This is a genomic window from Pseudomonas sp. BCRC 81390 (genome assembly GCF_030341915.1).
GTDB lineage: Bacteria > Pseudomonadota > Gammaproteobacteria > Pseudomonadales > Pseudomonadaceae > Aquipseudomonas.
In genome coordinates this window covers 39202-65206 of the sequence record NZ_JATAAG010000002.1, presented here as the reverse complement: position 1 = coordinate 65206, position 26005 = coordinate 39202, and the positions used below count along the sequence as shown (strand labels likewise).

26 protein-coding genes are annotated in these 26005 nt (G+C 63.3%); 14 read left to right on the top strand and 12 right to left on the bottom strand.

Annotation, left to right across the window (positions count from 1 at the left end):
- Positions 1–156 precede the first annotated feature (156 nt).
- Positions 157–1689 (top strand): SulP family inorganic anion transporter, encoded by a 1533-nt coding sequence (locus QSV36_RS00540; protein WP_289128902.1) that lies wholly within the window; start codon positions 157–159, stop codon positions 1687–1689.
- 76 nt (positions 1690–1765) lie between these two features.
- Here QSV36_RS00540 and QSV36_RS00535 read toward each other — a convergent pair whose 3' ends face one another.
- Positions 1766–2407: a hypothetical protein gene (locus tag QSV36_RS00535; protein WP_289128899.1), complete on the bottom strand. Its 642-nt coding sequence runs from the start codon at positions 2405–2407 to the stop codon at positions 1766–1768.
- A gap of 370 nt (positions 2408–2777) precedes the next feature.
- On the opposite strand from QSV36_RS00535, the gene coxB reads away from it, so the two are divergent.
- From coxB to QSV36_RS00515, 4 genes are read left to right on the top strand one after another with little or no spacing between them, the layout of a single operon-like run.
- Positions 2778–3905 (top strand): cytochrome c oxidase subunit II, encoded by a 1128-nt coding sequence (gene coxB, locus QSV36_RS00530; protein WP_225779876.1) that lies wholly within the window; start codon positions 2778–2780, stop codon positions 3903–3905.
- A 43-nt stretch (positions 3906–3948) separates the two neighbouring features.
- Positions 3949–5538 carry a cytochrome c oxidase subunit I gene (gene ctaD, locus QSV36_RS00525; RefSeq protein WP_289128897.1) on the top strand — a complete coding sequence of 530 codons (1590 nt, stop codon included), beginning with the start codon at positions 3949–3951 and terminating at the stop codon, positions 5536–5538.
- A 10-nt stretch (positions 5539–5548) separates the two neighbouring features.
- Positions 5549–6115 (top strand): cytochrome c oxidase assembly protein, encoded by a 567-nt coding sequence (locus QSV36_RS00520; protein WP_289128896.1) that lies wholly within the window; start codon positions 5549–5551, stop codon positions 6113–6115.
- 16 nt (positions 6116–6131) lie between these two features.
- A complete protein-coding gene (locus tag QSV36_RS00515) occupies positions 6132–7019 on the top strand; it encodes a cytochrome c oxidase subunit 3 (protein WP_289128894.1) in 888 nt (295 codons plus the stop codon).
- 142 nt (positions 7020–7161) lie between these two features.
- On the opposite strand, the gene QSV36_RS00510 is transcribed toward QSV36_RS00515, so the two are convergent.
- Positions 7162–7365 carry a twin transmembrane helix small protein gene (locus QSV36_RS00510; RefSeq protein ID WP_003258925.1) on the bottom strand — a complete coding sequence of 68 codons (204 nt, stop codon included), beginning with the start codon at positions 7363–7365 and terminating at the stop codon, positions 7162–7164.
- 64 nt (positions 7366–7429) lie between these two features.
- Between QSV36_RS00510 and QSV36_RS00505 the strand changes: the two genes are divergently transcribed.
- From QSV36_RS00505 to QSV36_RS00485, 5 genes are read left to right on the top strand one after another with little or no spacing between them, the layout of a single operon-like run.
- Positions 7430–8167, top strand: coding sequence for an SURF1 family protein (locus QSV36_RS00505; protein WP_289129203.1), 738 nt, complete (start codon positions 7430–7432; stop codon positions 8165–8167).
- Entirely contained in the window at positions 8136–8717 is a 582-nt protein-coding gene (locus tag QSV36_RS00500) for a PA_0111/PP_0108 family redox-active disulfide protein (protein WP_289128892.1), read from the top strand. Before QSV36_RS00505 ends, QSV36_RS00500 begins: the two co-directional genes overlap by 32 nt.
- A gap of 9 nt (positions 8718–8726) precedes the next feature.
- On the top strand, positions 8727–9800 hold the full coding sequence (locus tag QSV36_RS00495; protein WP_289128890.1) for a COX15/CtaA family protein: 1074 nt from the start codon (positions 8727–8729) through the stop codon (positions 9798–9800).
- Entirely contained in the window at positions 9785–10684 is a 900-nt protein-coding gene (gene cyoE / locus QSV36_RS00490) for a heme o synthase (protein WP_289128888.1), read from the top strand. Before QSV36_RS00495 ends, cyoE begins: the two co-directional genes overlap by 16 nt.
- Entirely contained in the window at positions 10681–11313 is a 633-nt protein-coding gene (locus QSV36_RS00485; protein WP_289128886.1) for an SCO family protein, read from the top strand. Before cyoE ends, QSV36_RS00485 begins: the two co-directional genes overlap by 4 nt.
- Positions 11314–11432: 119 nt before the next feature.
- On the opposite strand, the gene QSV36_RS00480 is transcribed toward QSV36_RS00485, so the two are convergent.
- The 3 genes from QSV36_RS00480 to QSV36_RS00470 all read right to left on the bottom strand — a co-directional run bounded on the left by QSV36_RS00480 (position 11433) and on the right by QSV36_RS00470 (position 13944).
- Complete coding sequence (locus tag QSV36_RS00480; RefSeq protein WP_289128885.1) at positions 11433–12203, bottom strand: MetQ/NlpA family ABC transporter substrate-binding protein; 771 nt, start codon at positions 12201–12203, stop codon at positions 11433–11435.
- Positions 12204–12265: 62 nt separating this feature from the next.
- Positions 12266–12937: a methionine ABC transporter permease gene (locus tag QSV36_RS00475; RefSeq protein WP_289128884.1), complete on the bottom strand. Its 672-nt coding sequence runs from the start codon at positions 12935–12937 to the stop codon at positions 12266–12268.
- A complete protein-coding gene (locus QSV36_RS00470; RefSeq protein WP_289128882.1) occupies positions 12937–13944 on the bottom strand; it encodes a methionine ABC transporter ATP-binding protein in 1008 nt (335 codons plus the stop codon). Before QSV36_RS00470 ends, QSV36_RS00475 begins: the two co-directional genes overlap by 1 nt.
- Before the next feature lie 225 nt (positions 13945–14169).
- Between QSV36_RS00470 and katE the strand changes: the two genes are divergently transcribed.
- Positions 14170–16305 (top strand): catalase HPII, encoded by a 2136-nt coding sequence (gene katE / locus QSV36_RS00465; RefSeq protein WP_289128880.1) that lies wholly within the window; start codon positions 14170–14172, stop codon positions 16303–16305.
- Between the two features lie 104 nt (positions 16306–16409).
- Here katE and QSV36_RS00460 read toward each other — a convergent pair whose 3' ends face one another.
- From QSV36_RS00460 to zur, 4 genes are all read right to left on the bottom strand, one after another.
- Entirely contained in the window at positions 16410–17117 is a 708-nt protein-coding gene (locus tag QSV36_RS00460) for a PA5502 family lipoprotein (RefSeq protein ID WP_289128878.1), read from the bottom strand.
- Between the two features lie 127 nt (positions 17118–17244).
- Positions 17245–18027, bottom strand: coding sequence for a zinc ABC transporter permease subunit ZnuB (gene znuB, locus QSV36_RS00455; RefSeq protein WP_225779889.1), 783 nt, complete (start codon positions 18025–18027; stop codon positions 17245–17247).
- Entirely contained in the window at positions 18020–18796 is a 777-nt protein-coding gene (gene znuC, locus QSV36_RS00450) for a zinc ABC transporter ATP-binding protein ZnuC (RefSeq protein ID WP_170027669.1), read from the bottom strand. The genes znuB and znuC overlap by 8 nt, the downstream gene beginning before the upstream one ends.
- Positions 18793–19278, bottom strand: coding sequence for a zinc uptake transcriptional repressor Zur (zur, locus tag QSV36_RS00445; RefSeq protein ID WP_289128873.1), 486 nt, complete (start codon positions 19276–19278; stop codon positions 18793–18795). Before zur ends, znuC begins: the two co-directional genes overlap by 4 nt.
- Before the next feature lie 18 nt (positions 19279–19296).
- Here zur and QSV36_RS00440 point away from each other — a divergent pair, with 18 nt between their 5' ends.
- Positions 19297–20253, top strand: a complete 957-nt coding sequence (locus QSV36_RS00440) for a zinc ABC transporter substrate-binding protein (RefSeq protein ID WP_289128871.1) — start codon at positions 19297–19299, stop codon at positions 20251–20253.
- Between the two features lie 49 nt (positions 20254–20302).
- Here QSV36_RS00440 and QSV36_RS00435 read toward each other — a convergent pair whose 3' ends face one another.
- Both QSV36_RS00435 and QSV36_RS00430 read right to left on the bottom strand, forming a co-directional pair.
- Entirely contained in the window at positions 20303–21253 is a 951-nt protein-coding gene (locus QSV36_RS00435) for a homoserine kinase (RefSeq protein ID WP_289128869.1), read from the bottom strand.
- A 69-nt stretch (positions 21254–21322) separates the two neighbouring features.
- A complete protein-coding gene (locus QSV36_RS00430) occupies positions 21323–21610 on the bottom strand; it encodes a DUF2782 domain-containing protein (protein WP_015268476.1) in 288 nt (95 codons plus the stop codon).
- Positions 21611–21685: 75 nt separating this feature from the next.
- Here QSV36_RS00430 and polA point away from each other — a divergent pair, with 75 nt between their 5' ends.
- Complete coding sequence (polA, locus tag QSV36_RS00425) at positions 21686–24433, top strand: DNA polymerase I (RefSeq protein ID WP_289128867.1); 2748 nt, start codon at positions 21686–21688, stop codon at positions 24431–24433.
- A gap of 429 nt (positions 24434–24862) precedes the next feature.
- Here the strand turns inward: polA and yihA are convergent, their stop codons facing one another.
- Entirely contained in the window at positions 24863–25495 is a 633-nt protein-coding gene (yihA, locus tag QSV36_RS00420; protein ID WP_019099202.1) for a ribosome biogenesis GTP-binding protein YihA/YsxC, read from the bottom strand.
- A 201-nt stretch (positions 25496–25696) separates the two neighbouring features.
- Here yihA and QSV36_RS00415 point away from each other — a divergent pair, with 201 nt between their 5' ends.
- A complete protein-coding gene (locus tag QSV36_RS00415) occupies positions 25697–25999 on the top strand; it encodes a c-type cytochrome (RefSeq protein WP_225779895.1) in 303 nt (100 codons plus the stop codon).
- Positions 26000–26005: the final 6 nt, after the last annotated feature.

The window sequence follows — 26005 nt, the reverse complement described above, 5'->3', positions numbered from 1 at the left end:
GCACCCTTCGGGGGTGTGGCGCGGCCTTCGGCTGCCTTTAATTCCCTGACTGCCCTGCCGGCATGCCTGCTGGCGGCCTGCGCCTGCGCGCTTGTCAGGGGCAAACGTGCCCATAGCCAGGGAAATGGCTGTGTGACAGAGAAAGGAGAAACAACGGTGAACATTACACAGTTGAAAGCGGCCCTGCCGCGTGAGTTGCTGGCATCGGTAGTGGTCTTCCTGGTGGCCCTGCCGTTGTGCATGGGTATTGCCATCGCCTCGGGCATGCCGCCGGCCAAGGGCCTGATTACCGGCATCATCGGCGGCATCGTCGTGGGCTTCCTCGCTGGCTCGCCGCTACAGGTGAGTGGCCCGGCCGCCGGCCTGGCCGTGCTGGTGTTCGAGCTGGTGCGCCAGCATGGCATGGCCATGCTCGGGCCGATCCTGCTGCTGGCTGGCCTGCTGCAATTGCTGGCCGGGCGCCTGCGCCTGGGCTGCTGGTTCCGTGTTACCGCTCCAGCGGTGGTGTACGGCATGCTGGCAGGGATCGGCGTGCTGATCGTGCTGTCGCAGGTGCATGTGATGTTCGACACCGCGCCGCAGCCGTCCGGCCTGCAGAACCTGCTGGAATTCCCGGCGACCGTCGCGGCGGCGCTGCCCCAGGAAAGCGCGGGTGCGGGCTGGCAGGCCGGTGCGCTGGGCCTTGGCACCATCGCCATCATGTGGCTGTGGGAGCGCCTGCGGCCACAGCGGCTGCGCTTCGTCCCGGGCGCATTGCTCGGCGTGGCGACGATGACGGTCATCAGCATGTGGCTGGCCTTGCCGGTGAACCGGGTGCAGGTACCGGCTGACCTGTCCGAGGCGATCGACTGGATTCGCCCGGCCGACTTGATGCAACTGGCCGACCCTACCCTGCTGGTCGCCGCATTTGCTCTGGCCTTCATCGCCAGTGCCGAAACCTTGTTGTCGGCGGCGGCGGTCGATCGCATGCACAGTGGCCAGCGTTCGGACTTCGACCGTGAGCTGTCGGCCCAGGGCATAGGCAACATGCTCTGCGGGGTGTTGGGGGCATTGCCGATGACCGGGGTAATCGTGCGCAGTTCGGCCAATGTCCAGGCCGGCGCACAGACCCGGGCTTCGGCGATATTCCATGGGCTGTGGCTGCTGGCGTTCGTCGTGGCGCTGAGCAGCGTGCTGCAGCAGATCCCGGTGGCGAGCCTGGCCGGGGTGCTGGTGTTTACCGGTATCAAGCTGGTGGATTTCAAGGCATTTCGTGGGCTTGGCCGCTATGGCCGCATGCCGATGTTCACCTACGCTGCGACGGCGCTGGCGATTATCTTCACCGACTTGCTGACCGGCGTGTTGCTGGGCTTTGCCCTGACCTTGCTGAAGCTGGCGTTCAAGGCGGCGCGGTTGAAGATCAACCTGGTGAGCCTGGAGGAAGCCGGCCACATGGAGTTGCGGCTCAGTGGTGCGGCCACCTTCCTCAAGGTGCCGGCGCTGACCCAGGTGCTGGATGCCGTGCCGGCGGGGACCACCCTGCATGTGCCGCTGGGCAACCTCAGCTATATCGACCACTCGTGCCTCGAGTTGCTGGAGGACTGGGGGCGCAGCAACGCCGCCAATGGGTCGCGCCTGCTGATCGAGCAGCGCCGGTTGAAGCGGCGGATCGAGGGGCGCTTGCGGACAACGGCGGGGGTTGGGGCCTGAAGCTGAAGATATGTATTGGCTGTGCCTGCCTCTTCGCGGGCAAGCTCGCGAAGAGGCAGGCACAGCTTACAAGGCGTCAGGCCGGCTGGCCCAGCTCCACACCCAGCTGTCGCGACAGGCATGGCCAGCGCTTCCAGGCTGCGCCGGTTTCCGGGCTACTGAGCTTTTCGCGGTAGGCCTCCACCGATTCCACGGCAAAGCTTTCGTCATCGAGCATTTCGTCGACCGAGTGATGCACCACCTCGTCCAGCTGGTTGGCAAACTCCTCGCCAATCAACTGGTGGGCGATCAGGTTGGCAACGGTGGTGTCGAGCGGAATCAGCGGCTGCTGGAAGTGGCGGATGTACAGGTCGTTGACCTCTTCCACCAGGCGGTGCGCCAGGTAAGCCTCGTCCAGCAGGCAGTCCAGGCCAACATGCCCTTGCATCACGCCGGGCGGCTGCAGGAAGTAAGCCTCGGCAATCTTCAATACCGGGGTGATCTGCGATTCGATCCCGGCTTCGCGGGCCACCTCGTGGGCAGCCTCCAGCAACTCCGGAACCTGGTCGATGTAGGCGCTGACGAAGCGCGCCAAAGTACCCTGGGCGTCCTGCTCAGGCAGTTGGATCGAGGGGTGCAGATGGGGCAGTTGCAGCTCGAGACGCTTTTTCAGTTGGCCGGTCAGGCCTTCGTGTTGGTGGGCTTGGCTTACCTGCTCGCGTACAGCAGCGATGTTCATGACAACTCCAGGGACATTACGTTTCAAACGGAAGACACTAAATTAGCTCGGTATACAGAATACCTAAGACGCATTTGTTATAAGTGGCGCTACGCTGCGCATGCTCAGGTATATCGAAATGCCATTATCGCGCCAAGCGCTGTCAAACGCGCGGTTTTCCGCAGGGTTCGGCCATTTCATGAAGTTCATTTCACCGGCGTCGTTGCGTGCCATTGGTCGCTGTCTATACTCCCGGTGAACGTGATTCGTTGATGAGGCCCGACTGCTTTTAGCAGGGGCTCGGTCGTCGAAGCCAGGCAGTCTTGACCGCCGTTCCCTCTTGCCGCAGGCCACGCCTCCGGGACTACAAGAACGAGAAGGGGAACCCGCAATGATGCGACATCCACATGTCTGGATGGGCCTCCTGTTGTGGTCGGTTTTTGGTCAGGCCAACGCTGCCTGGACCGTTAACATGCACCCGGGGGCGACGGAAGTCTCCAACGCCGTCTTCGACCTGCACATGACCATCTTCTGGATCTGCGTGATCATTGGCGTCGTAGTGTTTGGCGCGATGTTCTGGTCCATGGTCATCCACCGCCGCTCCACCGGCCAGCAGGCTGCGCATTTCCATGAACATACCTGGGTGGAGATTCTCTGGACCGTAGTCCCATTCCTGATTCTGGTGGCGATGGCGATCCCGGCCACCAAGACCCTGATCGATATCTACGACGCCAGTGAGTCGGACATCGACATACAGGTCACCGGCTACCAGTGGAAATGGCACTACAAATACCTCGGCCAGGACGTGGAGTTCTTCAGCAACCTGGCCACCCCTGCCGACCAGATCCATAACCAGGCGCCCAAGGACGAGCACTACCTGCTCGAAGTCGACCAGCCGCTGGTGCTGCCGGTCGGCGCCAAGGTGCGCTTCCTGGTGACCGCTGCCGACGTCATCCACTCCTGGTGGGTGCCAGCGTTCGCGGTCAAGCGTGATGCCATCCCCGGTTTCGTCAACGAAGCCTGGACCCGTATCGACAAGCCCGGCATCTACCGCGGCCAGTGCACCGAGCTGTGCGGCAAGGACCATGGCTTCATGCCGGTGGTGGTCGAGGTCAAGTCCAAGGCCGATTACGACACCTGGCTTGGCGAGCGCAAGGCCGAAGCCGCCAAGCTCAAGGAGCTGACCAGCAAGGAATGGACCCTGCAAGAGCTGGTGGAGCGTGGCGACAAGGTCTACCACACCACCTGCGTGGCCTGTCACCAGGCCGAAGGCCAAGGCTTGCCGCCGATGTTCCCGGCGCTCAAGGGCTCGAAGATCGCTACCGGGCCGAAGGAGGCCCACCTGGGCATTGTCTTCCATGGCAAGCCCGGCACTGCCATGGCCGCGTTCGGCAAGCAGCTTTCGGAAGTCGACATCGCCGCCGTGATCACCTACGAGCGTAACGCCTGGGGCAACAACAAGGGCGACATGGTCACGCCGAAGGACGTGTTGGCATTGAAGCAGGCAGAAGCGCAATGAACCGGGTTACGCGCGGCAATCAATGGATTGCAGGAGACAGGACATGAGTGCAGTGATCGACGACCACGCCCACGGCCATGAGCATGCACACGGGCCGGCCAAGGGCCTGATGCGCTGGGTGCTGACCACCAACCACAAGGACATCGGCACGATGTACCTGTGGTTCAGCTTCATCATGTTCCTGCTCGGTGGCTCGTTCGCCATGGTGATCCGCGCTGAACTGTTCCAGCCCGGGTTGCAGATCGTGGAACCGGCGTTCTTCAACCAGATGACCACCATGCACGGCCTGATCATGGTGTTCGGCGCCGTGATGCCGGCTTTCGTCGGCCTGGCCAACTGGATGATCCCGCTGATGATCGGTGCCCCCGACATGGCCCTGCCACGGATGAACAACTTCAGTTTCTGGTTGTTGCCCGCGGCCTTCCTGCTGCTGGTCTCGACCTTGTTCAGCCCTGGCGGCGGGCCGAATTTCGGCTGGACTTTCTACGCCCCGCTGTCCACTACCTATGCTCCGGCCAGCGTCACCTTCTTCATCTTCGCCATCCACCTGATGGGTATCAGCTCGATCATGGGCGCGATCAACGTGATCGCCACCATCCTCAACCTGCGCGCGCCGGGCATGACCCTGATGAAGATGCCGCTGTTCGTCTGGACCTGGCTGATCACTGCGTTCCTGCTGATTGCCGTGATGCCGGTGTTGGCCGGCGTGGTGACCATGATGCTGATGGACATCCACTTCGGCACCAGCTTCTTCAGTGCCGCCGGTGGCGGTGACCCGGTGCTGTTCCAGCACGTGTTCTGGTTCTTCGGCCACCCCGAGGTATACATCATGATCCTGCCGGCCTTCGGCGCGGTCAGTTCGATCATCCCGGCGTTCTCGCGCAAGCCGCTGTTCGGCTACACCTCCATGGTGTACGCCACCGGCGCGATCGCCTTCCTGTCGTTCATCGTCTGGGCCCACCACATGTTCGTGGTCGGCATCCCGGTGGTCGGCGAGCTGTTCTTCATGTACGCCACCATGCTGATCGCCGTGCCCACCGGGGTGAAGGTGTTCAACTGGGTCAGCACCATGTGGGAGGGCTCGCTCACCTTCGAGACCCCGATGCTGTTCGCCATTGCCTTCGTCATCCTGTTCACCATCGGCGGCTTCAGCGGGTTGATGCTGGCCATCGCGCCGGCCGACTTCCAGTACCACGACACCTACTTCGTGGTGGCGCACTTCCACTACGTGCTGGTGCCCGGGGCCATTTTCGGGATCTTCGCCTCGGCCTACTACTGGCTGCCGAAATGGACCGGCCACATGTACGACGAAACCCTCGGCAAGTTGCACTTCTGGCTGTCGTTCATCGGCATGAACCTGGCGTTCTTCCCCATGCACTTCGTAGGGCTGGCCGGCATGCCGCGGCGAATTCCCGACTACAACCTGCAGTTCGCCGACTTCAACATGGTGTCGTCGATCGGCGCCTTCATGTTCGGCGCCACGCAGATCTTCTTCCTGTTCATCGTCATCAAGTGCATCCGTGGCGGCGCGCCGGCGTCGGCCAAACCCTGGGATGGCGCCGAGGGCCTGGAGTGGTCGATCCCCTCGCCTGCGCCCTACCACACCTTCCAGACCCCACCGGAAGTGAAATAGGAACGCTGCCATGAACGGCCTTTCGCTCAGACGCCTGGTGCTGCGCCTGCTGATGCTGACGGTGGTGATGTTCGCCTTCGGCTTCGCCCTGGTGCCGATCTACGACGTGATGTGCAAGGCCTTCGGCATCAATGGCAAGACTGGCGGGCAGTATGAAGGCAGCCAGCTGGCCGACCCGACGCGTTCGGTGCGGGTGCAGTTCCTGTCGACCAATGCTGGCGACATGGTCTGGGATTTCTACTCCACGGCGGATCAGCTGGAAGTCAACCCGGGCGCGGTGAACCAGATGATTTTCGTCGCCCACAACCCGACCGACCGGCCAATGAGTGCTCAGGCCATCCCCAGCATTACCCCGGCCGAGGCCGCGGTCTACTTCCACAAGACCGAGTGCTTCTGCTTTACCCAGCAGGTGTTGCAGCCCGGTGAACGCATCGAGATGCCGGTGCGCTTCATCGTCGACCGCGACCTGCCGGCCAGCGTCAAGCACCTGACATTGGCCTACACCTTGTTCGACATCACCGCTCGCCACCCGCCGGTCGCGCATATCGCGGCGCAGGACGTCCAGGGCGCCCGTTAAGGGAAGGAGAACAGCAATGGCAAGTCACGAGCACTACTACGTCCCGGCGCAGAGCAAATGGCCAATCATTGCCACCATCGGCATGTTCATCACCGTGTTCGGCCTGGGTACCTGGTTCAACGACATGAAGGCCGGCCACCCCGAGTCGCACGGGCCGCTGATCTTCTTCGTTGGTGCATTGTTCCTGGCCTACATGTTGTTTGGCTGGTTCGGCTCGGTGGTACGGGAGAGCCGCGCGGGGCTGTACAGCCCGCAGCTGGACCGTTCGTTCCGCTGGGGCATGAGCTGGTTCATCTTTTCCGAGGTGATGTTCTTCCTGGCGTTCTTCGGCGCGCTGTTCTACGTGCGCGTGCTGGCCGGGCCGTGGTTGGGAGGTGAAGGAGCCAAAGGGGTGGCGCACATGCTCTGGCCGACCTTCGAGTTCACCTGGCCGCTGCTGCACACACCGGACCCGAAGCTGTTCCCGCCGCCCAAGGAAGTGATCGACCCCTGGCACTTGCCGCTGATCAACACCATCCTGCTGGTGAGCTCCAGCGTGACCATCACCATTGCCCACCATGCGCTGCGCCGTGACCACCGCGGTGCGCTGAAATTGTGGATGGCGCTGACCATCGTCCTGGGTGCCAGCTTCATTGCGCTGCAGGCCTACGAGTACCACGAGGCCTACACCAAGCTGGGGCTGACGCTGGGCTCGGGGATCTATGGCGCGACGTTCTTCATGCTGACCGGCTTCCACGGGGCCCACGTGACCCTTGGCACGATCATCCTGGTCGTGATGTTCCTGCGCATCCTGCGCGGGCACTTCAACCCGGACAAGCACTTTGGTTTCGAAGCCGCCAGCTGGTACTGGCATTTCGTCGACGTGGTGTGGGTGGGGCTGTTCATCTTTGTGTACGTGCTTTGACAGACGGCGCGGGCCCTGTAGGAGCGGCCTTGCGCCGCGAAGGGCTGCCAATGCGGGCTATCAGAGGTATCGGCGTCGCAGGATTGGGGCCGCTACACGGCCCTTCACGACGCAAGGCCCTCCTACAAGGCGTCTCGTAGGATCAGAAAGGAGCGTGTGAAACCAGCTGGCCACTGATGAAGCCCCAGGCGACCAGGCCAATGGTCAGGGCTGCCAGGGTCACCCGCACGGTCAGCGCCTTCAGCAGGCGGGTCGAGTTTTCGTCGTCCTTGACCAGAAACACCAGCCCACTGAACAGGCTGGCAATCGTGGCCAACAGCATCAGGACAATCGCGGCCTTGAGCATGGCGATACTCCAGGGGGGATGCGGTGATGTGGACAAGTATAGCGAGCGCCCTGGCGAGGCACCGATGAGGCCGTTTCGCCCGGGCTGGGTACCTACCCTGGTGGTGCTTGCGCTACTGCCGGGGCTGATCGCGCTGGGCTGCTGGCAGCTCGGCCGCGCCACGGAAAAGCGCCTGCTGCTGGCCACCTATGCCGAGCGCCGGGCCGAGGCACCCCTGGCCATGGCCCAGCTGACCGCGAACCAGGACAACGCCTTCCGCCGCGTGCACCTGTATGGCCGCTTCGATGGCGAACACAGCGTGCTGCTGGACAACCGCCTGCGCGAAGGCCGGGCCGGTGTCGAGTTGTTGCAACCCTTCCATGACCAGGCCAGCGGCCTGTGGTTGCTGGTCAATCGCGGCTGGTTGCCATGGCCGGATCGCCGCGTGCCGGTGCACTTCGATACGCCAGCCCAGGCGCTGGCGCTGGATGCTGCGGTGTATGTCACGCCCGGCAGCACGTTCCAGTTGCACCCGGACCCGGCAGGCGGCCAGTGGCCGCACTTACTGACCGCTGTCGATGCCGCTCAAGTGTGGCAGCAGCTCGATCGCGAAGGCTTCGCCCATGAACTGCGCCTGGAACCCGGCCCCGCAGCCTATCGCCTGGACTGGCCAGTTGTCGCCATGGGCCCGGAAAAACACCTGGGGTACGCCGTGCAATGGTTTGCACTGGCAACTGCGCTGGTGCTGCTTTACCTCTACTTCGGCTGGCACCACAACAAGGAGAAACGCCATGGCCACCGCCACTCCGCTGGACGTGCCTGAACGCAGCAAGCCCAGAGCCCGTGGGCGTTTGCAGCTGATCCTGATCCTCCTGGTGGTGCTCGGGCCGATGATCCTTGCCACCAGCATGTACAAGCTCAAGTTCTGGGTGCCGGAGGGTCGCAGCTACCACGGCGTGATGATTGGCAACGGTGAAAGCCGTGCCGATCTTGGCGTGGCGGGCCAGGACCAGCGCTGGCAATTGCTGGTAAGCGCCCCCGAAGCCTGTGCCGAAGATTGCGAGCGCCTGGTGTACCTGGCCCGGCAGATCCAGGTGGGCCTGGGCCGTGACGCCAGCCGTGCCAGCCATGCGCTGGCCAGCGCCCAGCCGCTGAGCGCCGATTACCAGGCGCTGCTTGGCCGCGAGTATCCACAATTGCAGCGTTACCCACTGGATGCGCAACGCTACCTGCAGAAGGTCGGCGAGGCCGGCCCGCAGCTGTGGATCGTCGACCCGCACGGCAACCTGGTGCTGCGCTACGACGCCAAGGTCAACGGCAAGCATGTGCTGGACGACCTGCGCCACCTGCTCAAGCTGTCCAACATCGGCTAGGAGCCTGCCATGGCCAGACCCGGATTCCGCCTTGCTGTGTTCGCCACCTTGCTGGCACTGCTGGTCGTCCTGCTTGGTGCCTATACCCGCCTGACACACGCAGGGCTCGGTTGCCCAGACTGGCCAGGCTGTTATGGTTTCATCGGCGTGCCCAAGAGCGAAGCGCAGCTGGCCCATGCCGAGCTGCATTTTCCCGATCACCCCGTGGAAGCTGCCAAGGGATGGGCGGAAATGGTGCATCGCTACTTCGCCGGCACGCTGGCAGTGGTCATCGCCCTGCTCGCCTTCCAGGCACTGCGCCGTCATGCCCGCGATGGCCAGCCTTATCGTCTGCCCTTGCTGCTGCTGGGTGTGGTGCTGGCCCAGGCCGCTTTCGGCATGTGGACCGTTACCCTGCAACTCTGGCCGCAAGTGGTAACTGCACACCTGTTGGGCGGCTTTACCACGCTGAGCTTGCTGTTCCTGTTGTCCCTGCGTCTGTCCCGGGCATTTGCGCCTTTGCCAAAATTGCCGCTGAGCCTTCGCCGGGTCGCTGCGCTGGCGTTGCTGGTAGTGATTGGCCAGGTCGCCCTTGGTGGTTGGGTCAGTTCCAATTACGCCGCCGTGGCCTGCATCGACTTGCCGACCTGTCACGGTGAGTGGTGGCCGGCAGCCGACTTCAGCAATGGCTTTCACCTGACCCAGCAGGTCGGCCCGAATTACCTGGGCGGCCAGCTCGACAGCGACGCTCGCACCGCTATCCACATCAGCCACCGCCTGGGAGCGCTGGCAGTGACGCTTGTGCTGTTGCTGCTCAGCTGGAAGCTGCACCGCAACCAGCTCAATGGCCTGGCGCGCCTGGTGTTGCTGGCGTTGGCGCTACAGGTGAGCCTGGGCCTGGCCAATGTGGTACTGCACCTGCCACTGGCCGTCGCCGTGGCTCACAACGCTGGCGGGGCGCTGCTGCTGCTGACCATGGTTTTCCTGAACTACCGCATCCGGGTGGCTGACCAAATTCATATCAGCCATGGCTGGCGCCTGACGCCGATGGCCGGCGCGGGCGTCGCCCCACACCCGAGGAATGCACTGTGGCGACGCTTCTGAAAGCACAGGGACAACGTGCCGGCTGGCGCGACTACCTGGAACTGACCAAGCCCAAGGTGGTGGTGCTGATGCTGATCACCTCGCTGGTGGGCATGTTGCTCGCCACCCGTGCCGGGGTGGCCTGGCAGGTGCTGATGTTCGGCAACCTGGGTATCGGCTTGTGCGCGGGCGGGGCGGCGGTGGTCAATCACGTCGTGGACCGGCGTATCGATGCCCTGATGGCGCGCACCCACAAGCGCCCTCTGGCCCAAGGGCGCGTCGAGCCGCTACCGGCGCTGCTGTTTGCCTTGGGCCTGGCGCTGGCGGGCATGGCCTTGTTGCTGGTGTTCACCAACCCCCTCACGGCCTGGCTGACCCTGGCTTCGCTGGTGGGCTATGCGGTGATCTATACCGGCTTTCTCAAGCGTGCCACGCCCCAGAACATCGTCATCGGCGGCCTGGCCGGGGCCGCCCCGCCGCTGCTTGGCTGGGTCGCGGTCACCGGGCATGTCAGTGCCGAACCGCTGTTGCTGGTGCTGATCATCTTTGCCTGGACGCCACCGCATTTCTGGGCCCTGGCCATTCACCGCAAGGCGGAATACGCCAAGGCCGACATCCCGATGCTGCCGGTGACCCACGGCGAGCGCTACACCAAGCTGCATATCCTGCTCTACACCCTGGTGCTGCTGGCGATCACCCTGCTGCCCTACGTCATTCACATGAGTGGCCCGCTGTACCTGGCCTGTGCCGTCCTGCTGGGTGCGCGCTTCCTGCAATGGGCCTGGGTGTTGTACCGTGGCAGCCGGCCGCACGCAGCGATCGGCACCTTCAAGTACTCTATCGGCTACCTGTTCGCGCTGTTCATCGCGTTGCTCGTTGACCACTACCTGTTGCTGAACCTATGACCCGAACCCAGAAAACCGTCTTCATCCTCGTTGCCCTGGTCGCGCTGATTCTGGGCCTGACCGTCAACAAGGTGCTCAATGGCCGCGGCCAGCCCAACCCGACCGAGCTGATCGATGCCGGCATCATCCTGCTGCCGCAAAGCCGTGCCGTGGCCGACGTCACCATGACCAACCAGGAAGGCCAGCCGGTGCGCCTGGATGACCTGAAGGGCAAATGGTCGCTGCTGTTCTTTGGCTACACGTATTGCCCGGATATCTGCCCGACCACCTTGGCACAGCTGCGCCAGGTCAAGAGCGAGCTGCCCAAGGAGGCGGTCGATCGGCTGCAGGTGGTGCTGGTGAGCGTGGACCCGAACCGTGACACACCGAACCAGCTGAAACAGTACCTGGGTTATTTCGACAGGGACTTCGTCGGCGTGGCGGGGTCGATCGAGGATACCCAGAAGCTGGCCAATGCCTTGAGCATTCCGTTCATTCCGGCGGATACCAGCAAGCCAGGCTACACCGTGGACCACAGCGGCAACCTGGCGGTAGTGGGGCCGGACGGGCGCCAGCGCGGGTTCATTCGGGCACCGTTCAACAACCAGAAGCTGGTGGCGCAGTTGCCGGGGCTGGTCAAGCGGGATTGAGTTGGCCCCAAAAGCTCCGCGGGTAAACCCGCTTCCACAGGTACAGCGTAGGCCGTGAGCCTTGCGCTATCCCTGTGGGAGCGGGTTTACCCGCGAAAAGTCCAGCGCGATGTGACGGCTTAGAACGCCGGTACCACAGCGCCCTTGTACTTCTCGTTGATGAACTGCTTGACCTCAGGCGAGTGCAGCGCCGCGGCCAGCTTCTTCATCGCATCCGAGTCCTTGTTGTCCGGGCGGGCGACCAGGATGTTCACGTACGGCGAGTCGCTGCCTTCGATCACCAGCGCGTCTTTTTCCGGGTTCAGCTTGGCTTCCAGCGCATAGTTGGTGTTGATCAGGGCAGCATCGACCTGGGTCAGCACGCGTGGGATGGTGGCGGCTTCCAGCTCACGGAATTTCAGGCCTTTCGGGTTCTCGGCAACATCCTTCACGGTGGACAGGATGTTCTTGTTGTCCTTGAGCTTGATCACGCCGGCCTTGTCCAGCAGCAGCAGGGCGCGGCCACCATTGGTAGCGTCGTTGGGGATGACCACGGTGGCGCCGGCGGACAGCTCGTCCAGCTTCTTGACCTTGGCCGAGTACACGCCCAGTGGTTCGATGTGCACGCCAGTCACGCTGACCAGCTGGGTGCCCTTGGCCTTGTTGAATTCATCCAGGTACGGCTGGTGCTGGAAGAAGTTGGCATCCAGGCGCTTTTCCGCCACTTGCACGTTGGGCTGGATGTAATCGGTGAATTCCTTGACCTTCAGCTCCACGCCCTCTTTTGCCAGGGCAGGTTTGACGAAGTTGAGGATCTCGGCGTGTGGCACCGGGGTGGCGGCGACGGTCAGGGTCTCGGCGTGGGCCGAGAAGGCCGCGACAGCGGCGACAACAGCAAGCAGCTTCTTCATGGAGCACTCCTTGTGAGGGCCGCGACGGCCCCCGAACGGGTCGGCCTGGCCGACCCCTGGGGTTATTTACGGGAAAAATGCACGACCAGTTTGTCGCCCACGCTTTGCAGTACTTGAACCAGTACCAGCAGCAGGATCACGGTTACCACCATCACATCGGTCTGGAAACGCTGGTAACCGAAGCGGATGGCCAGGTCGCCCAGGCCGCCGGCACCCACCACACCGGCCATGGCGGTGTACGACACCAAGGTGATGGCGGTCACGGTAATGGCCGCGAAGATGCCTGGGCGGGCCTCCGGCAGCAATGCGTTGGTGATGATCTGGCGGGTGGTGGCGCCCATCGACTGGGTGGCTTCGATGATGCCGCGGTCTACTTCACGCAGGGCGGTTTCCACCAGGCGCGCGAAGAACGGTGTGGCACCGACGACCAGCGGCGGGATGGCACCCGCGACGCCCAGCGAAGTGCCGGTGATCAGCACGGTGATCGGGATCATCACGATCAACAGGATGATGAAGGGCAGCGAACGCAGGATGTTCACGACCAGCGACAGCAACGCATAAACGCCCTTCTGTTCGAACATCTGCCTGGGCCCGCAGAGGAACAGCAGCACGCCCAGCGGCAAGCCCAGCAGCACGGTGAAGAACAGCGAGCCGAACAGCATGATCAGGGTATCGACGGTGGCCAGCCAGATTTCGGCCCAGTCGACGTTGGCGAAGAAATTCAGGGCGTCCATCAACGCAGTACCTCCATATGTACGTCAGCTGCCTTGAAGCGGGTGAACGCCGCTTCCATGTCACCGCCGATCAGGGCGAGGGTCAGCTGGCCATAGGGCACGTCCTTGATGCGGTCGATGCGCCCGGCGAGGATGCTGTAGTCCACGCCGGTCTTGCGGGCGACGGTGCCCAGCAGCGGCGCGTAGGTAGCGTCGCCCTGGAAGGTCAGGCGTACGATGCGTCCTGGCACATGGGCGAAGTCGTCGCGTTGCTCGCCCTCGTCGACCTGCTCGTCTTCCTGGACGAAACGCTTGGTGGTGGGGTGCTGCGGGTGCAGGAACACCTCGGCTACCGGGCCTTGCTCGACGATCTGGCCGGCATCCATCACCGCCACGCGGTCGCAGACCCGGCGGATCACGTCCATTTCGTGGGTGATCAGTACGATGGTCAGCTTCAGCTCGCGGTTGATCTCGGCCAGCAATTGCAGGACCGAGGCCGTGGTCTGGGGGTCGAGGGCGCTGGTGGCCTCGTCGCACAACAAGATCTTCGGGTTGGTGGACAAGGCGCGGGCGATGCCGACGCGTTGCTTCTGGCCGCCGGATAACTGCGCCGGGTACTTCCTGGCGTGGTCGGAAAGGCCGACCCGGGCCAGCAGCTCGGTGACCCGCTTGTCGATCTCGCTGCGCGACAGTTCGCCCGCCAGGGTCAGCGGCAGGCCGACGTTGTCGGCGACAGTCTTGGAGGCCAGCAGGTTGAAGTGCTGGAAAATCATCCCGACCTGCTGGCGGAAGCCGCGCAACTGGCTGGCGTTGAACGCGGTGACGTCTTCGCCGTCGACGATGATCTTGCCGCCGGAAGGCTCTTCCAGGCGGTTGATCAGGCGCAGCATAGTGCTCTTGCCGGCGCCGGAATGGCCGATCAGGCCGAACACCTGGCCATTCTCGATGGTCAGGGTGGTCGGATTCAGTGCGGGAATTTCCCTACCGGCAACGCGGTAGGTCTTGTGTACCTGTTGGAACTCGATCACGTAGCGAACCTTGTGGGGCGCATGGAATTTGGGGTCAGCGGTTGGCTGGGGTCGCGCATTTTAGCCTTTTCCAATAACTGTTCTTAGCATTTATTTCGTATTGCACCAATCCTTCGGGCATATCGCGACAACCGGTAAAGTCAATTGAACGCAACCAAGCGGCCTCCAGTCACTACTTGAACATGCCCTGAAGGGCGGCCTGAAGACGGATGAGGAGAGCCAACGATGCCCAGCAAGAAGACGGATTCGCCAAGACACAGCCAGCTCGCCGGCACCGACACGCCTGACCGTGCCAATACCAATGCCAAGCTGCAAAGCCTGGAAGACGTGCGCAGCGACGCCACTGGCCAGGCGCTGCGTACCAACCAGGGCGTGCGCATCGCCGACAACCAGAACACCCTGAAGGCTGGCGACCGTGGCCCCTCGCTGCTCGAAGATTTCATCATGCGCGAGAAGATCACCCACTTCGACCACGAGCGTATTCCGGAGCGTATCGTGCATGCCCGGGGCACCGGTGCGCATGGCTATTTCCAGAGCTATGGCGATCACGCAGCGCTGACCAAGGCAGGCTTCTTGCGCGACCCAGCAAGAATCACCCCCGTTTTCGTGCGCTTTTCCACGGTACAGGGCCCGCGGGGGTCGGCCGACACGGTGCGTGACGTGCGCGGTTTTGCGGTGAAGTTTTACACCGATGAAGGCAACTTCGACCTGGTAGGCAACAACATGCCGGTGTTCTTCATCCAGGATGCGATCAAGTTCCCGGATTTCGTTCACGCCGTGAAGCCGGAGCCGCACAACGAGATTCCCACCGGAGCCTCGGCCCACGACACCTTCTGGGATTTCGTCTCGCTGGTACCGGAGTCGGCCCATATGGTGATGTGGGCAATGTCGGACCGCGCGATTCCGCGCAGCCTGCGGATGATGGAAGGGTTCGGCGTGCATACCTTCCGCCTGATCAATGACCAGGGCGTGGCCAGTTTCGTCAAGTTCCACTGGAAACCGCGTCAGGGCGTGCATTCGCTGCTCTGGGACGAAGCGCAGAAGCTGGCCGGGAAAGACCCCGACTTCCAGCGCCGCGACCTGTGGGAAGCCATCGAGACGGGCGACTACCCGGAGTGGGAACTGGGCGTGCAGATCGTGCCGGAGGCCGACGAGCACAAGTTCGACTTCGACTTGTTGGATCCGACCAAGATCATCCCGGAAGAACTGGTCCCGGTTACGCCGCTGGGCAAGATGGTGCTGAACCGCAACCCGGACAACTTCTTTGCCGAGGTGGAACAGGTGGCGTTCTGCCCGGGCCATATCGTGCCTGGTATCGACTTCACCAATGACCCATTGCTGCAGGGCCGGCTGTTCTCCTACACCGACACCCAGCTCAGCCGCCTGGGCGGGCCGAATTTCCACCAGATCCCGATCAACCGCCCGGTTGCCCCCAACCACAACAACCAGCGCGATGCCTTGCACCAGCATGTGGTGCACAAGGGGCGCGCCTCGTACGAGCCAAACTCCATCGATGGCGGCTGGCCGAAAGAAACCCCGCCTGCTGCGCAGGATGGCGGCTTCGAGAGTTACCAGGAGCGCATTGACGCCCACAAGATTCGCCAGCGCAGCGAATCGTTCGGCGACCATTTTTCCCAGGCGCGGCTGTTCTTCCAGAGCATGAGCCCGACCGAGCAGCAGCACATCATCAAGGCCTACAGCTTCGAGCTGGGCAAGGTCGAGCGTGAGGCGATCCGGGCGCGGGAAGTGAACGAAATCCTGGCCAACATCGACCTGAAACTGGCGGCGGCGGTGGCGGCAAACCTCGGCCTGCCCGCACCGACGGCGGGTACCGTGCAGGTGAAGGGCAGCCAGCTGGCTCAGTCGCCCGCGCTGAGCCAGCTGAATCACCCCGGTGTGGTCGGTATCAAGGGGCGCAAGATCGCAGTACTGGTGGCGGATGGCGTGGACGCCGGTAGTGTCGACCGGCTGGTGAAGGCGCTGGAGGCGCACAGTGCCCGGCCGCTGCTGCTGGGGCCGACTTCCGCGCCGGTGAAAGCGGCGGATGGCACGCAGTTGCCGGTTGCAGCTTCGATGGAAGGCATGCCATCGATCATGTTCGATGGGATTGTCGTACCGGGTGGCAAAGCCTCGACCGATGCGCTTGCGGCCAGCGGGCTGGCCAAGCATTTCCTGCTCGAGGGTTACAAGCATCTGAAGGCCATGGTGCTGACCAGGGAGCTTTCTGGCAGCCTGGGCCTCAAGGTAGACAAGGGCTTGCTGCTAGGGGATGACCAGAGCGCGGTGGACGCCTTTGTCAAAGCGGTCGAGGGGCATCGGGTGTGGGAGCGAGAGGCGGCTGCAGAGGCTGTACCGGCCTGACGCTGTGCAGACTATCGCGGCACAAGGCCGGTCCTTATAGAGGATCGCGTTGCTCTGCAGGAGCGGCCTTGTGTCGCGAAAGGGGCGTGAAGCGCCCCTGCTTTTCAACGCTGATGTGGAACCAGAACCACTTGCGCCGGCAGCGCGCGCTGGATTTCATGCTTCTGCTTCAGCTCGAACCCGCTGTCGATCTTGCGTACGCGCTTCTCCAGCAGGGTCTTCAGCCAAGGCCCATCCTCGGTACGCGGCACCTGGAACACCACGTCACACTGGTAGCTGACCACGTCGGCGGCGATATCATCCAGCTGGCGGCGCATGGCGCGGCTGTCGGTCGTCTTCAAGGCCACTACAGTGCTGGGGGCGGCCGGGTCGATGATGCGTGCCTTGGGCTTGGCTTCGGCGGCCTTCAACGCTGCCTCGGCTTTCTCCAGCTCGGCTTTGCGGGCCTGGGTAACGGCATCGCCACCGGTGACTGCCGGGGCCTGCGGCATCAGCGCGCGGGCGCGGGCCAGGGCGGTGGCCGCAGCGTTCACATCGCCTTTTTGCAGGAACACCTGGCTGCGCTGCAGGTAGGCTTCGGCCAACTGGCGCTGGTATTGCTCCAGGCGCGCGTCATTCGGCGACTGGGCCTGCAAAGCGGCCAGCTGGTCTTCGGCGGTTGCCAGCTCGTTGCTGGCGATGTTCTGTTGCAACTGCTGCCAGGCATCGGCTTGGGCAGGTACGGCGGCCTGTTCGACCGGCGCGCTGGAACAGGCAGCCAGGAACAGGGAAAACGCGGCAACAAGCAGATAACGGGAGGCGAACGGCTTCATTCCTGCGACTCTCTATTTGCGCAAAAAGCGAGCAAGTCTACACCCAGGTGCGCACGCTCGAAAACAAGTCTTACAGACCCTTTACGTGCGAAAAGGTTGCAGGGCGCGCCTATACACGCCCTGTTTTTCAGCGTTTAGGCAGGGCCAGGCTCAGCAAGAATAGCACCGCCGCACAAACCACGATCGACGGGCCGGCAGGGGTATCCTTGAACCAGGACATGGCCAGGCCACCGCATACCGCAGTCACGCCCAGCAGGCTCGCGCCGAGGGCCATCTGCTCCGGGGAGCGGGCGTGGCGCTGTGCCGCAGCGGCGGGAATGATCAGCAGCGAGGTGATCAGCAACACGCCGACGATCTTCATGGCCACGGCGATCACTACCGCGATCAGCAGCATCAGCGCCATGCGCAGACCGGCTACGGGCAGGCCTTCGACCATGGCCAGCTCTTCGTGCACGGTGATGGCCAGTAGCGGCCGCCAGAGCATGGCGAGCAGCGCCAGGACCAGCACGCTGCCGCCGAGGATCCAGGCCAGGTCGGTGGTGCTGATGGCCAGCAGGTCGCCGAACAGGTAGGCCATCAGGTCGATGCGCACGTCATGCATGAAGCTCAGCACCACAAGGCCCAGCGACAGGGTGCTGGGGGCGAGGATGCCGAGCAGGGTGTCGGAGGCCAGCGGCTGGCGTTGCTGCAAGGTGACCAGCAGGATCGCCAGCAACAGGCAGCCCACGGTCACCGCCAGCGCCGGGCTGACGTCAAGGGCAAAGCCGAGGGCTACACCGAGCAGGGCGGCGTGGGACAGTGTGTCGCCAAAATAGGCCATGCGCCGCCACACCACGAAGGAGCCCAGCGGGCCGGCCACCAGCGCCAGGGACAAACCGGCAAGCAGGGCGTAGAGAAGAAAATCAGCCATGCTTGCAGTGCGCTCCGTGAACATGGGTGCCAGGGGCGACCACCGAGCCGTGCAGGTCGTGGCTGTGGTCGTGATGATGGTGGTAGATGGCCAGGCTGGGTGCTGCGGCCTGGCCGAACAGCTCGACGAATGCCGGGTCGCCGCTGACTTGCTCGGGGTGGCCTGAACAGCAGACGTGGCGGTTCAGGCACACCACCTGGTCGGTGGCGCTCATGACCAGGTGCAGGTCGTGGGAAACCATCAGCACGCCACAGCCGTGGCGGTCGCGCAAGCGGGTAATGAGGTTGTACAGCTCGGCCTGGCCGACCACGTCGACGCCCTGCACCGGCTCGTCGAGCACCAGTAACTGGGGTTCGCGCAGCAAGGCACGGGCCAGCAGCACGCGCTGCATCTCACCGCCCGAAATGGTCTGGATCGGGCTGTCGATGACCTGCTCGGCGCCCACTTCCTGCAGTGCCGACAAGGCGGCCGCGCGGTCTACCCCGGGAACCAGGCGCAGGAAGCGCAGCACCGACAGCGGCAATGTGGCATCCACCTGAATCTTCTGCGGCATGTAGCCGATGCGCAGCTTCGGCTTGCGCCATACCTTGCCATGATGCGGCTTGAGCAAACCGAGCACGGCACGCACCAGGGTGGTCTTGCCCGCGCCGTTCGGGCCGATCAGGGTAACGATCTGGCCGGGCGCGACCGACAGGTCGATGCTGTCGAGCACCGCCTCGCCGCCGAAGGTGACGCCGACCTGCTCCAGGCGGATCAGTGCATCGCTCATGCCGCGCTCCGGCAGTTGCCGCACAGGCCGACCACTTCCACGGTCTGGCTCTCGACCGTGAAGCTTACGCCTTTGGCGCTGTCGACGATGGCTTGGCTGATGCTGTCCTGCTCCAGCTCGATGGCCACATGGCAAGCCCTACAGATCAGGAACTGGCCCTGATGCACGTGCTCGGGGTGGCTGCAGCCGATGAAGGCGTTGAGCGAGGCTATGCGGTGCACCAGGCCGTTTTCCAAGAGGAAATCCAGCGCACGGTACACCGTGGGTGGTGCGGCGCGGCGGCCATCCTGCTCGCTGAGCACGGCGAGGATGTCGTAGGCACCCAGCGGCTTGTGGCTTTGCCACACCAGTTCCAGCACGCGGCGGCGCAGCGCGGTCAGGCGCAGGCCCTGGCGGGTGCACAAGGCATCGGCTTCAGCCAGTGCGCTGTGGACGCAATGGGAGTGGTCGTGAGGACGGTTGGCCAGCGGCGTGATGGACATGGGCAGCGACGGTTCTGGATGGAGACGTTATTATGTTACCTGTTTCTGACGAATCGAGTACTCACCGTGTCCCGATTACTAGCCCTGTTTGTCGCTTTCATCGCATTTTCCGCCCAGGCCGACGTGCGCGTGCTGACCACGATCAAGCCGCTGCAGCAGATTGCCGCCGCGGTGCAGGAGGGGCTCGGCAGCCCTGAGGCTTTGCTGCCGCCGGGGGCATCGCCGCACCACTATGCACTGCGCCCTTCGGATGTTCGACGGGTGGCGGACGCCGACCTGCTGTACTGGATCGGCCCGGACATGGAGAACTTCCTGCCACGGGTGTTGGGCAATCGCAGCAAGCCCACAGTGGCCGTACAGTCGCTGCCGGGCATGAAGCTGCGTCATTTTGGCGAGGACAGCCAGTCTCATGAAGAGGAAGACCACGACGACCATGACCACGACCACCGCCCAGGCAGCCTGGACGCGCACTTGTGGCTATCGTCGGTCAACGCACGGGTAATCGCTGCGAAAATGGCTGCGGATTTGGCGCAGGTCGACCCGGCCAATGCCGCGCGCTACCAAAGCAACCTGAAGGCCTTCGATGAACGCCTGGACGCTCTGGACGGGCGGATCAAGGCGCGGGTGGCCGGTATTGCCGGCAAGCCGTACTTCGTGTTCCACGAAGCGTTCGATTATTTCGAAGCCGAGTACGGCCTGAAGCACACCGGGGTGTTCACCGTGGCAGCCGAGGTGCAGCCCGGCGCGCAGCACGTGGCCGCCATGCGCAAGCGCCTGCAGGAAGTAGGCAAGACCTGTGTGTTCAGCGAACCGCCGTTGCGGCCACGCCTGGCCGAGACGCTGGTTGCCGGCCTGCCGGTGCGCCTGGCCGAGCTGGATGCCCTGGGCGGTAGCGACCCGGTGGATGGCAAGGGTTATGAGCGTTTGCTGGAAAAGCTGGGGGGCGACCTGGCCGGGTGCCTGGAACAGCTGTAAGCCTGCGCCGGCTGCTTCGCGAGCATGCCCGCGAAGCAGCCGGCGCGGTCTAGAGGGCGAATGGCAGGTGCAAGGTCACTTGCTGGCGCTGCGCGAGGCGCACTTCGAACTCGCTCGGGTCGTGAATCATCACATCCATTCCGGCAAACGACTCGGCGGCAATCAGGCGCGACAGCCAGAAGCGCACGCACCCTACCCGCAACATTTCCGGCCACAGCTCAGCCTCGGCAGCGGTAAACGGCCGCAACGCCGCGTATGCGGCCAGCAGCGCCTGGGCGCGCGGTACATCCACAGCGCCGTGCTCATCCAGGCACCAGTCGTTCACGGTGATGGCGATGTCGTACAGCATCGGCCCGGAACAGGCATTGTAGAAGTCGATCACACCAGTCAGGTGGGTGCCTTCGAACATCACGTTGTCGCGGAACAGGTCGGCATGCAGGTTGGCGCGTGGCAAGGCCAGAATCTGCGCCTTGTGTGCACGGATTTCAGCCAGTGCCGGTTGCAGCAGCGCGGCTTGCTCGGCGGTCAGGCGCGGCAGCAGTTCGGCACCTGAGGCCAGCATCCAGTCCAGGCCACGGTCGGTACGGCGCTCGATGATGTGCTCGCGGGTAGCCAGGTGAATGTGCGCCAGCAATTCGCCTACCTGGGCGCAGTGCTGGGCATTCGGTACCTTGATGTGCTTGCCCGACAGCCGTGGCTGCAGCAGTGCCGGCTTGCCACACAGTTCACGCAGGCCGTTGCCGTGGCGGTCCCGTATCGCATAGGGCACAGGCATGTCGGCGGCGTGCAGGGTGTCGAGCAGCTCGATGAAGAACGGCATGTCCTCGCTGGGCCCGCGCTCGATCAGCGTCAGGACGAACTCCCCCTGTTCGAGGCTGACGAAGAAATTGCTGTTCTCGGTGCCGGCGGCGATGCCCTGGAAGTCGAGCAGGCGGCCCAGCTCGTACGGCGCCAGAAAGGTTTCCAGCTCAGGCCGGGTCACGGGGGTGAAGACTGACATGATGAAAGGTTGCCCATACGGGCACTTCCGCCGGGAAGTGCCAGGTTGATGTGAACGGTGCGCGTCAGATTACCACTCGAAGATCTTCCAGGACGGAATCAGCATGTCCGGCTGGTCGGATCGAATGAAATTGCCATCAGAGCCATCGGCGCGTACCAGGAAATAAGGCTTGCCGTTTTTCGGCGTGATCTTGATCGCATACAGGAACCCGTTCTGCCGGTACTCCTGGATGGTTTTGTCGCCTTCCGTGCGAATGGTCACCTCGGGATCGGCCGAGGGGGCGTCTTCCGCCGCCAGGGTGACGACAGGCATGGTTGCCAACAGACCGAGCAGTAACAGGCGATTGAGTGTACGCATGATAACCTTGTCCCTTTGTCGTCAATGATTCTGGCTATTCTAGCGCCGGACCCGTCGAAAAGGTTGATTCTGCTCATGAGCCAAGCGCCCCTCGTCCTGGTGGACGGTTCCTCCTACCTGTACCGCGCCTTCCATGCGCTGCCGCCGTTGACCACCTCCAAGGGCATGCCGACCGGCGCGGTGAAAGGGGTGCTGAACATGCTCAAGAGCCTGCGCAAGCAATACCCCGACAGCCCGTTCGCGGTGGTATTCGACGCCAAGGGCGGCACCTTCCGTGACGCCATGTTCGCCGAATACAAGGCCAACCGCCCGAGCATGCCGGACGACCTGCGCTTGCAGATCGAGCCGTTGCACGCCAGCGTCAAGGCGCTGGGCTACCCGCTGCTGTGCGTCGAGGGTGTCGAGGCCGACGACGTGATCGGTACTCTGGCGCGCAGCAGTGCGGCCCTCGGGCGCCCGGTGATCATCTCGACCGGTGACAAGGACATGGCGCAGCTGGTGGACGGGCACATTACCCTGGTCAACACCATGACCGGAAGCGTGCTGGACGTCGCTGGCGTGCACGAGAAGTTTGGCGTCGGCCCGGAACACATCATCGATTTCCTGGCGTTGATGGGTGACAAGGTCGACAACATTCCCGGCGTACCGGGCGTGGGCGAAAAAACCGCTGTGGGCTTGCTGACCGGCATCGGTGGTGGCCTCAGCGACCTCTATGCCAACCTGGACAAGGTACCGACGCTGGCCATTCGCGGCGCCAAGACCCTGCCGGCCAAGCTCGAGGAGCACCGCGACGCAGCGTTCCTTTCGTATGAACTGGCCACCATCAAGGTCGACGTACCGCTGGATATCGAAGTCGATGCCCTGGTATGCGGCGAGCCTGACCGCGAAGCGCTGCTGGCGCTGTACACCGAAATGGAGTTCAAGAGCTGGATTGCCGAAGTGCAGCGCGACGCGGCCGAGGCCGGTGACGACATCGCATCGATCGCCGAACCGGCGGCCAAGGTCGAGGCCAGGTACGAAACCATCCTCGACCCGGCCCGTTTCGAATTCTGGCTGGAGAAGCTGCGCCAGGCACCGCTGTTCGCGTTCGACACCGAGACCACCAGCCTGGATGCCCAGCAGGCGCAACTGGTTGGCCTGTCGTTCGCCGTCGAGCCGCATGAAGCAGCCTACGTACCGCTGGCCCATGATTACGAGGGTGCGCCAGCGCAGTTGGACCGCAACACCGTGCTGCAGGCACTCAAGCCATTGCTCGAAGACCCGGCCAAGGCCAAGGTCGGGCAGAACGCCAAGTACGATATCAACATCCTCGCCAACGGCTCGCCGGCCATCGAGATGCGCGGTGTGGCCTACGACACCATGCTCGAGTCGTATGTGCTGAACTCCACGGCTACCCGCCACGACATGGATAGCCTGGCGCAGAAGTACCTCGACCACACCACCATCGCCTTCGAGGACATCGCTGGCAAAGGCGCCAAGCAGCTGACCTTCAACCAGATCCACCTGGACAAGGCCGGCCCCTACGCCGCCGAGGACGCCGACATCACCCTGCGCCTGCACCACGCGTTGCAGGCGCGCCTGGCGCAGACACCCAGCGTGCAGCCGGTACTGATGGACATCGAGATGCCGCTGGTGCCGGTGCTGGCCAAGATCGAGCGCCAGGGGGCGCTGGTCGATGCTGCGCTGTTGCGGGTGCAGAGCGGCGAGCTGGGGGTGAAGATGGCCGAACTGGAGCAGCGCGCCTACGAGCTGGCGGGTGAGGAATTCAACCTCGGCTCGCCCAAGCAGCTGGGTGCGATCCTCTATGACAAGCTGGGCATGCCGGTGCTGAGCAAGACCACCAAGGGCCAGCCGTCCACTGCAGAAGCGGTGCTCGACGAACTGGCCGAACAAGGCTATCCGCTGCCCGAGGTATTGATGCAATACCGCAGCCTGAGCAAGCTCAAGAGCACCTATACGGACAAGCTGCCGGGGCAGATCAACCCGCGTACCGGGCGTATCCACACTTCGTACCAGCAGGCGGTGGCGGCTACTGGCCGGTTGTCCTCGAGCGACCCGAACCTGCAGAACATCCCGATTCGTACGGCCGAAGGGCGGCGCATCCGCCAGGCCTTCGTCGCCAGCCCGGGCTACAAGTTGCTGGCGGCTGACTACTCGCAGATCGAGCTGCGCATCATGGCCCATCTGGCCAAGGACGAAGGCTTGCTGCATGCCTTCCGCAACAACCTGGACGTGCACCGCGCCACGGCGGCGGAAGTGTTCGGCGTGGCCCTGGAAGACGTCACCAACGACCAGCGCCGCAGTGCCAAGGCCATTAACTTCGGCCTGATCTATGGCATGAGCGCGTTTGGCCTGGCCAAGCAGATCGGTGTCGATCGCAAGCAGTCGCAGGACTATATCGACCGCTATTTCACTCGCTACCCTGGCGTATTGGCCTACATGGAGCGCACCCGCGCCCAGGCTGCCGAGCAAGGCTTCGTCGAAACCCTGTTTGGCCGCCGCCTGTACCTGCCAGATATCAATGCCAAGAACCCGGCCTTGCGCAAAGGTGCCGAGCGCACCGCGATCAACGCGCCAATGCAGGGCACTGCGGCGGACATCATCAAGCGGGCCATGGTCAATGTGGATAACTGGCTGGGCCAAAGCGACCTGGATGCGCGAGTGATCCTTCAGGTCCACGACGAACTGGTGCTGGAAGTGCGCGAGGACCTGGTAGACCAGGTGAAAGATGAAATTCGCCAGCACATGAGCCAGGCGGCGCAGCTGGATGTGCCGCTGCTGGTCGAGGCAGGCGTTGGCGCGAATTGGGACGAAGCTCACTGATCACGCAGGCAAGGCTGGGCAGGATCTGCGCTGTAGTGTCGCGGATCCTGGCACCGCTCAGCGCCGTTGATGCTGAAGCTTCATGAAACTATCGCAAATAGTTTCCAGGGCTCCGGAACTAAACCGGTGAAGCGCAACTCAGAGTAACTGAATGGCTGGTGAAGCCCTTCGATGCTCCTATGTTGTGTTAAGTGTTGGCAGATATCTGGACCCCGCCCTAGCGGTCCGGACTTGGACCCCGAACTTCCCCCTCCCCATACGAAGTCCGGGGTTTTTTTTGCCCGAAATTTGGCCTGGGTCTGGTGAAGAACACTGTGGGAGCGGGCGGGCCCGCGAACCTGGGCGAAGCCCAGGCCATGCTCCGCGCTGAATTCTTCGCAGGCTCGCCCGCTCCCACGTTAATGTCCCCCAGAGGGGACGAAGCAGGCCTCAAGCTACTGGCTTGTCTTCCAGCTCCATCCAGTCTGCGAGCACCCGATAGGCGTCTTCCACGCCCAGCCGCTTGGGTGCCGAGAACAGCTGGATGGTCACACCATCGCCCCAGCCCTTGCGAATTTCCGACTGCACCTTGAGCAGAGTGTTCTTGCCCGCGCCGTGGGTCAGCTTGTCGGCCTTGGTCAGCAGGATGTGCATCGGCATGCTGCTGGCCTTGGCCCAGTCGAGCATCATCTTGTCGAAGTCGGTCATCGGGTGGCGTACGTCCATCATCAGGATGACGCCACGCAGGCATTCACGGCTGCCCAGGTAGGCTTCCAGGTGTTTCTGCCAATGTTGCTTCAGCGGAATCGGCACTTTTGCATAACCGTAGCCCGGCAGGTCGACCAAACGCCGTTCATCGTCCAGACTGAAGAAATTCAACAGCTGGGTGCGCCCGGGGGTTTTCGAGGTACGCGCCAGGCTGGCATGAGTCAGGGTGTTGAGGGCGCTGGATTTGCCGGCGTTGGAGCGGCCGGCGAAAGCCACCTCGTAACCCTGGTCGTCCGGGCATTGTTCGACCTTGGCTGCGCTGAGGGCGAATTTGGCTTTCTGGCAGAGGCCGAGGATGGGGTTCTTGACTTGCATGGGATATCCGATGTGGGTGTTGCCTGACTCTGTAGGCCCGAGCCGGGCAAGCGGTGTCGTTTCCGTTTGGATGGCGGAAGTATATAATGCCCCAGTTTTTGTGTGCTCATTCTCCCAGCGAAGGGGAACGAGCATGGGGTGTCGAACAATAGCTCGCGCAACAGAACGCAGCGCGGCCCCCAACCCTGAAGGTCGTTCCGCATGGCGAAATGGCTGCTTGCTGTCGGTATGTTCCTGCCGTTTTTCAGCGCACAGGCTACACAGGATCCCGAGGTGTTGTACAACCGCACGTGTGCGGCCTGTCACGCCGGGCAGTTGCCACAGGCACCCAGGCAGGGTGACCGGGCAGCATGGGAGCCAAGGCTGGCGCAAGGCATGGATGTACTGGTGACGCACGTGACCCAGGGTTTCAAGGCTATGCCGCCGCGTGGATTGTGCATGGACTGCAGTGCCGAGGACTACCGTTTGGTCATCCTTTGGATGAGCGGCAGTCCCGATACATAACATTTC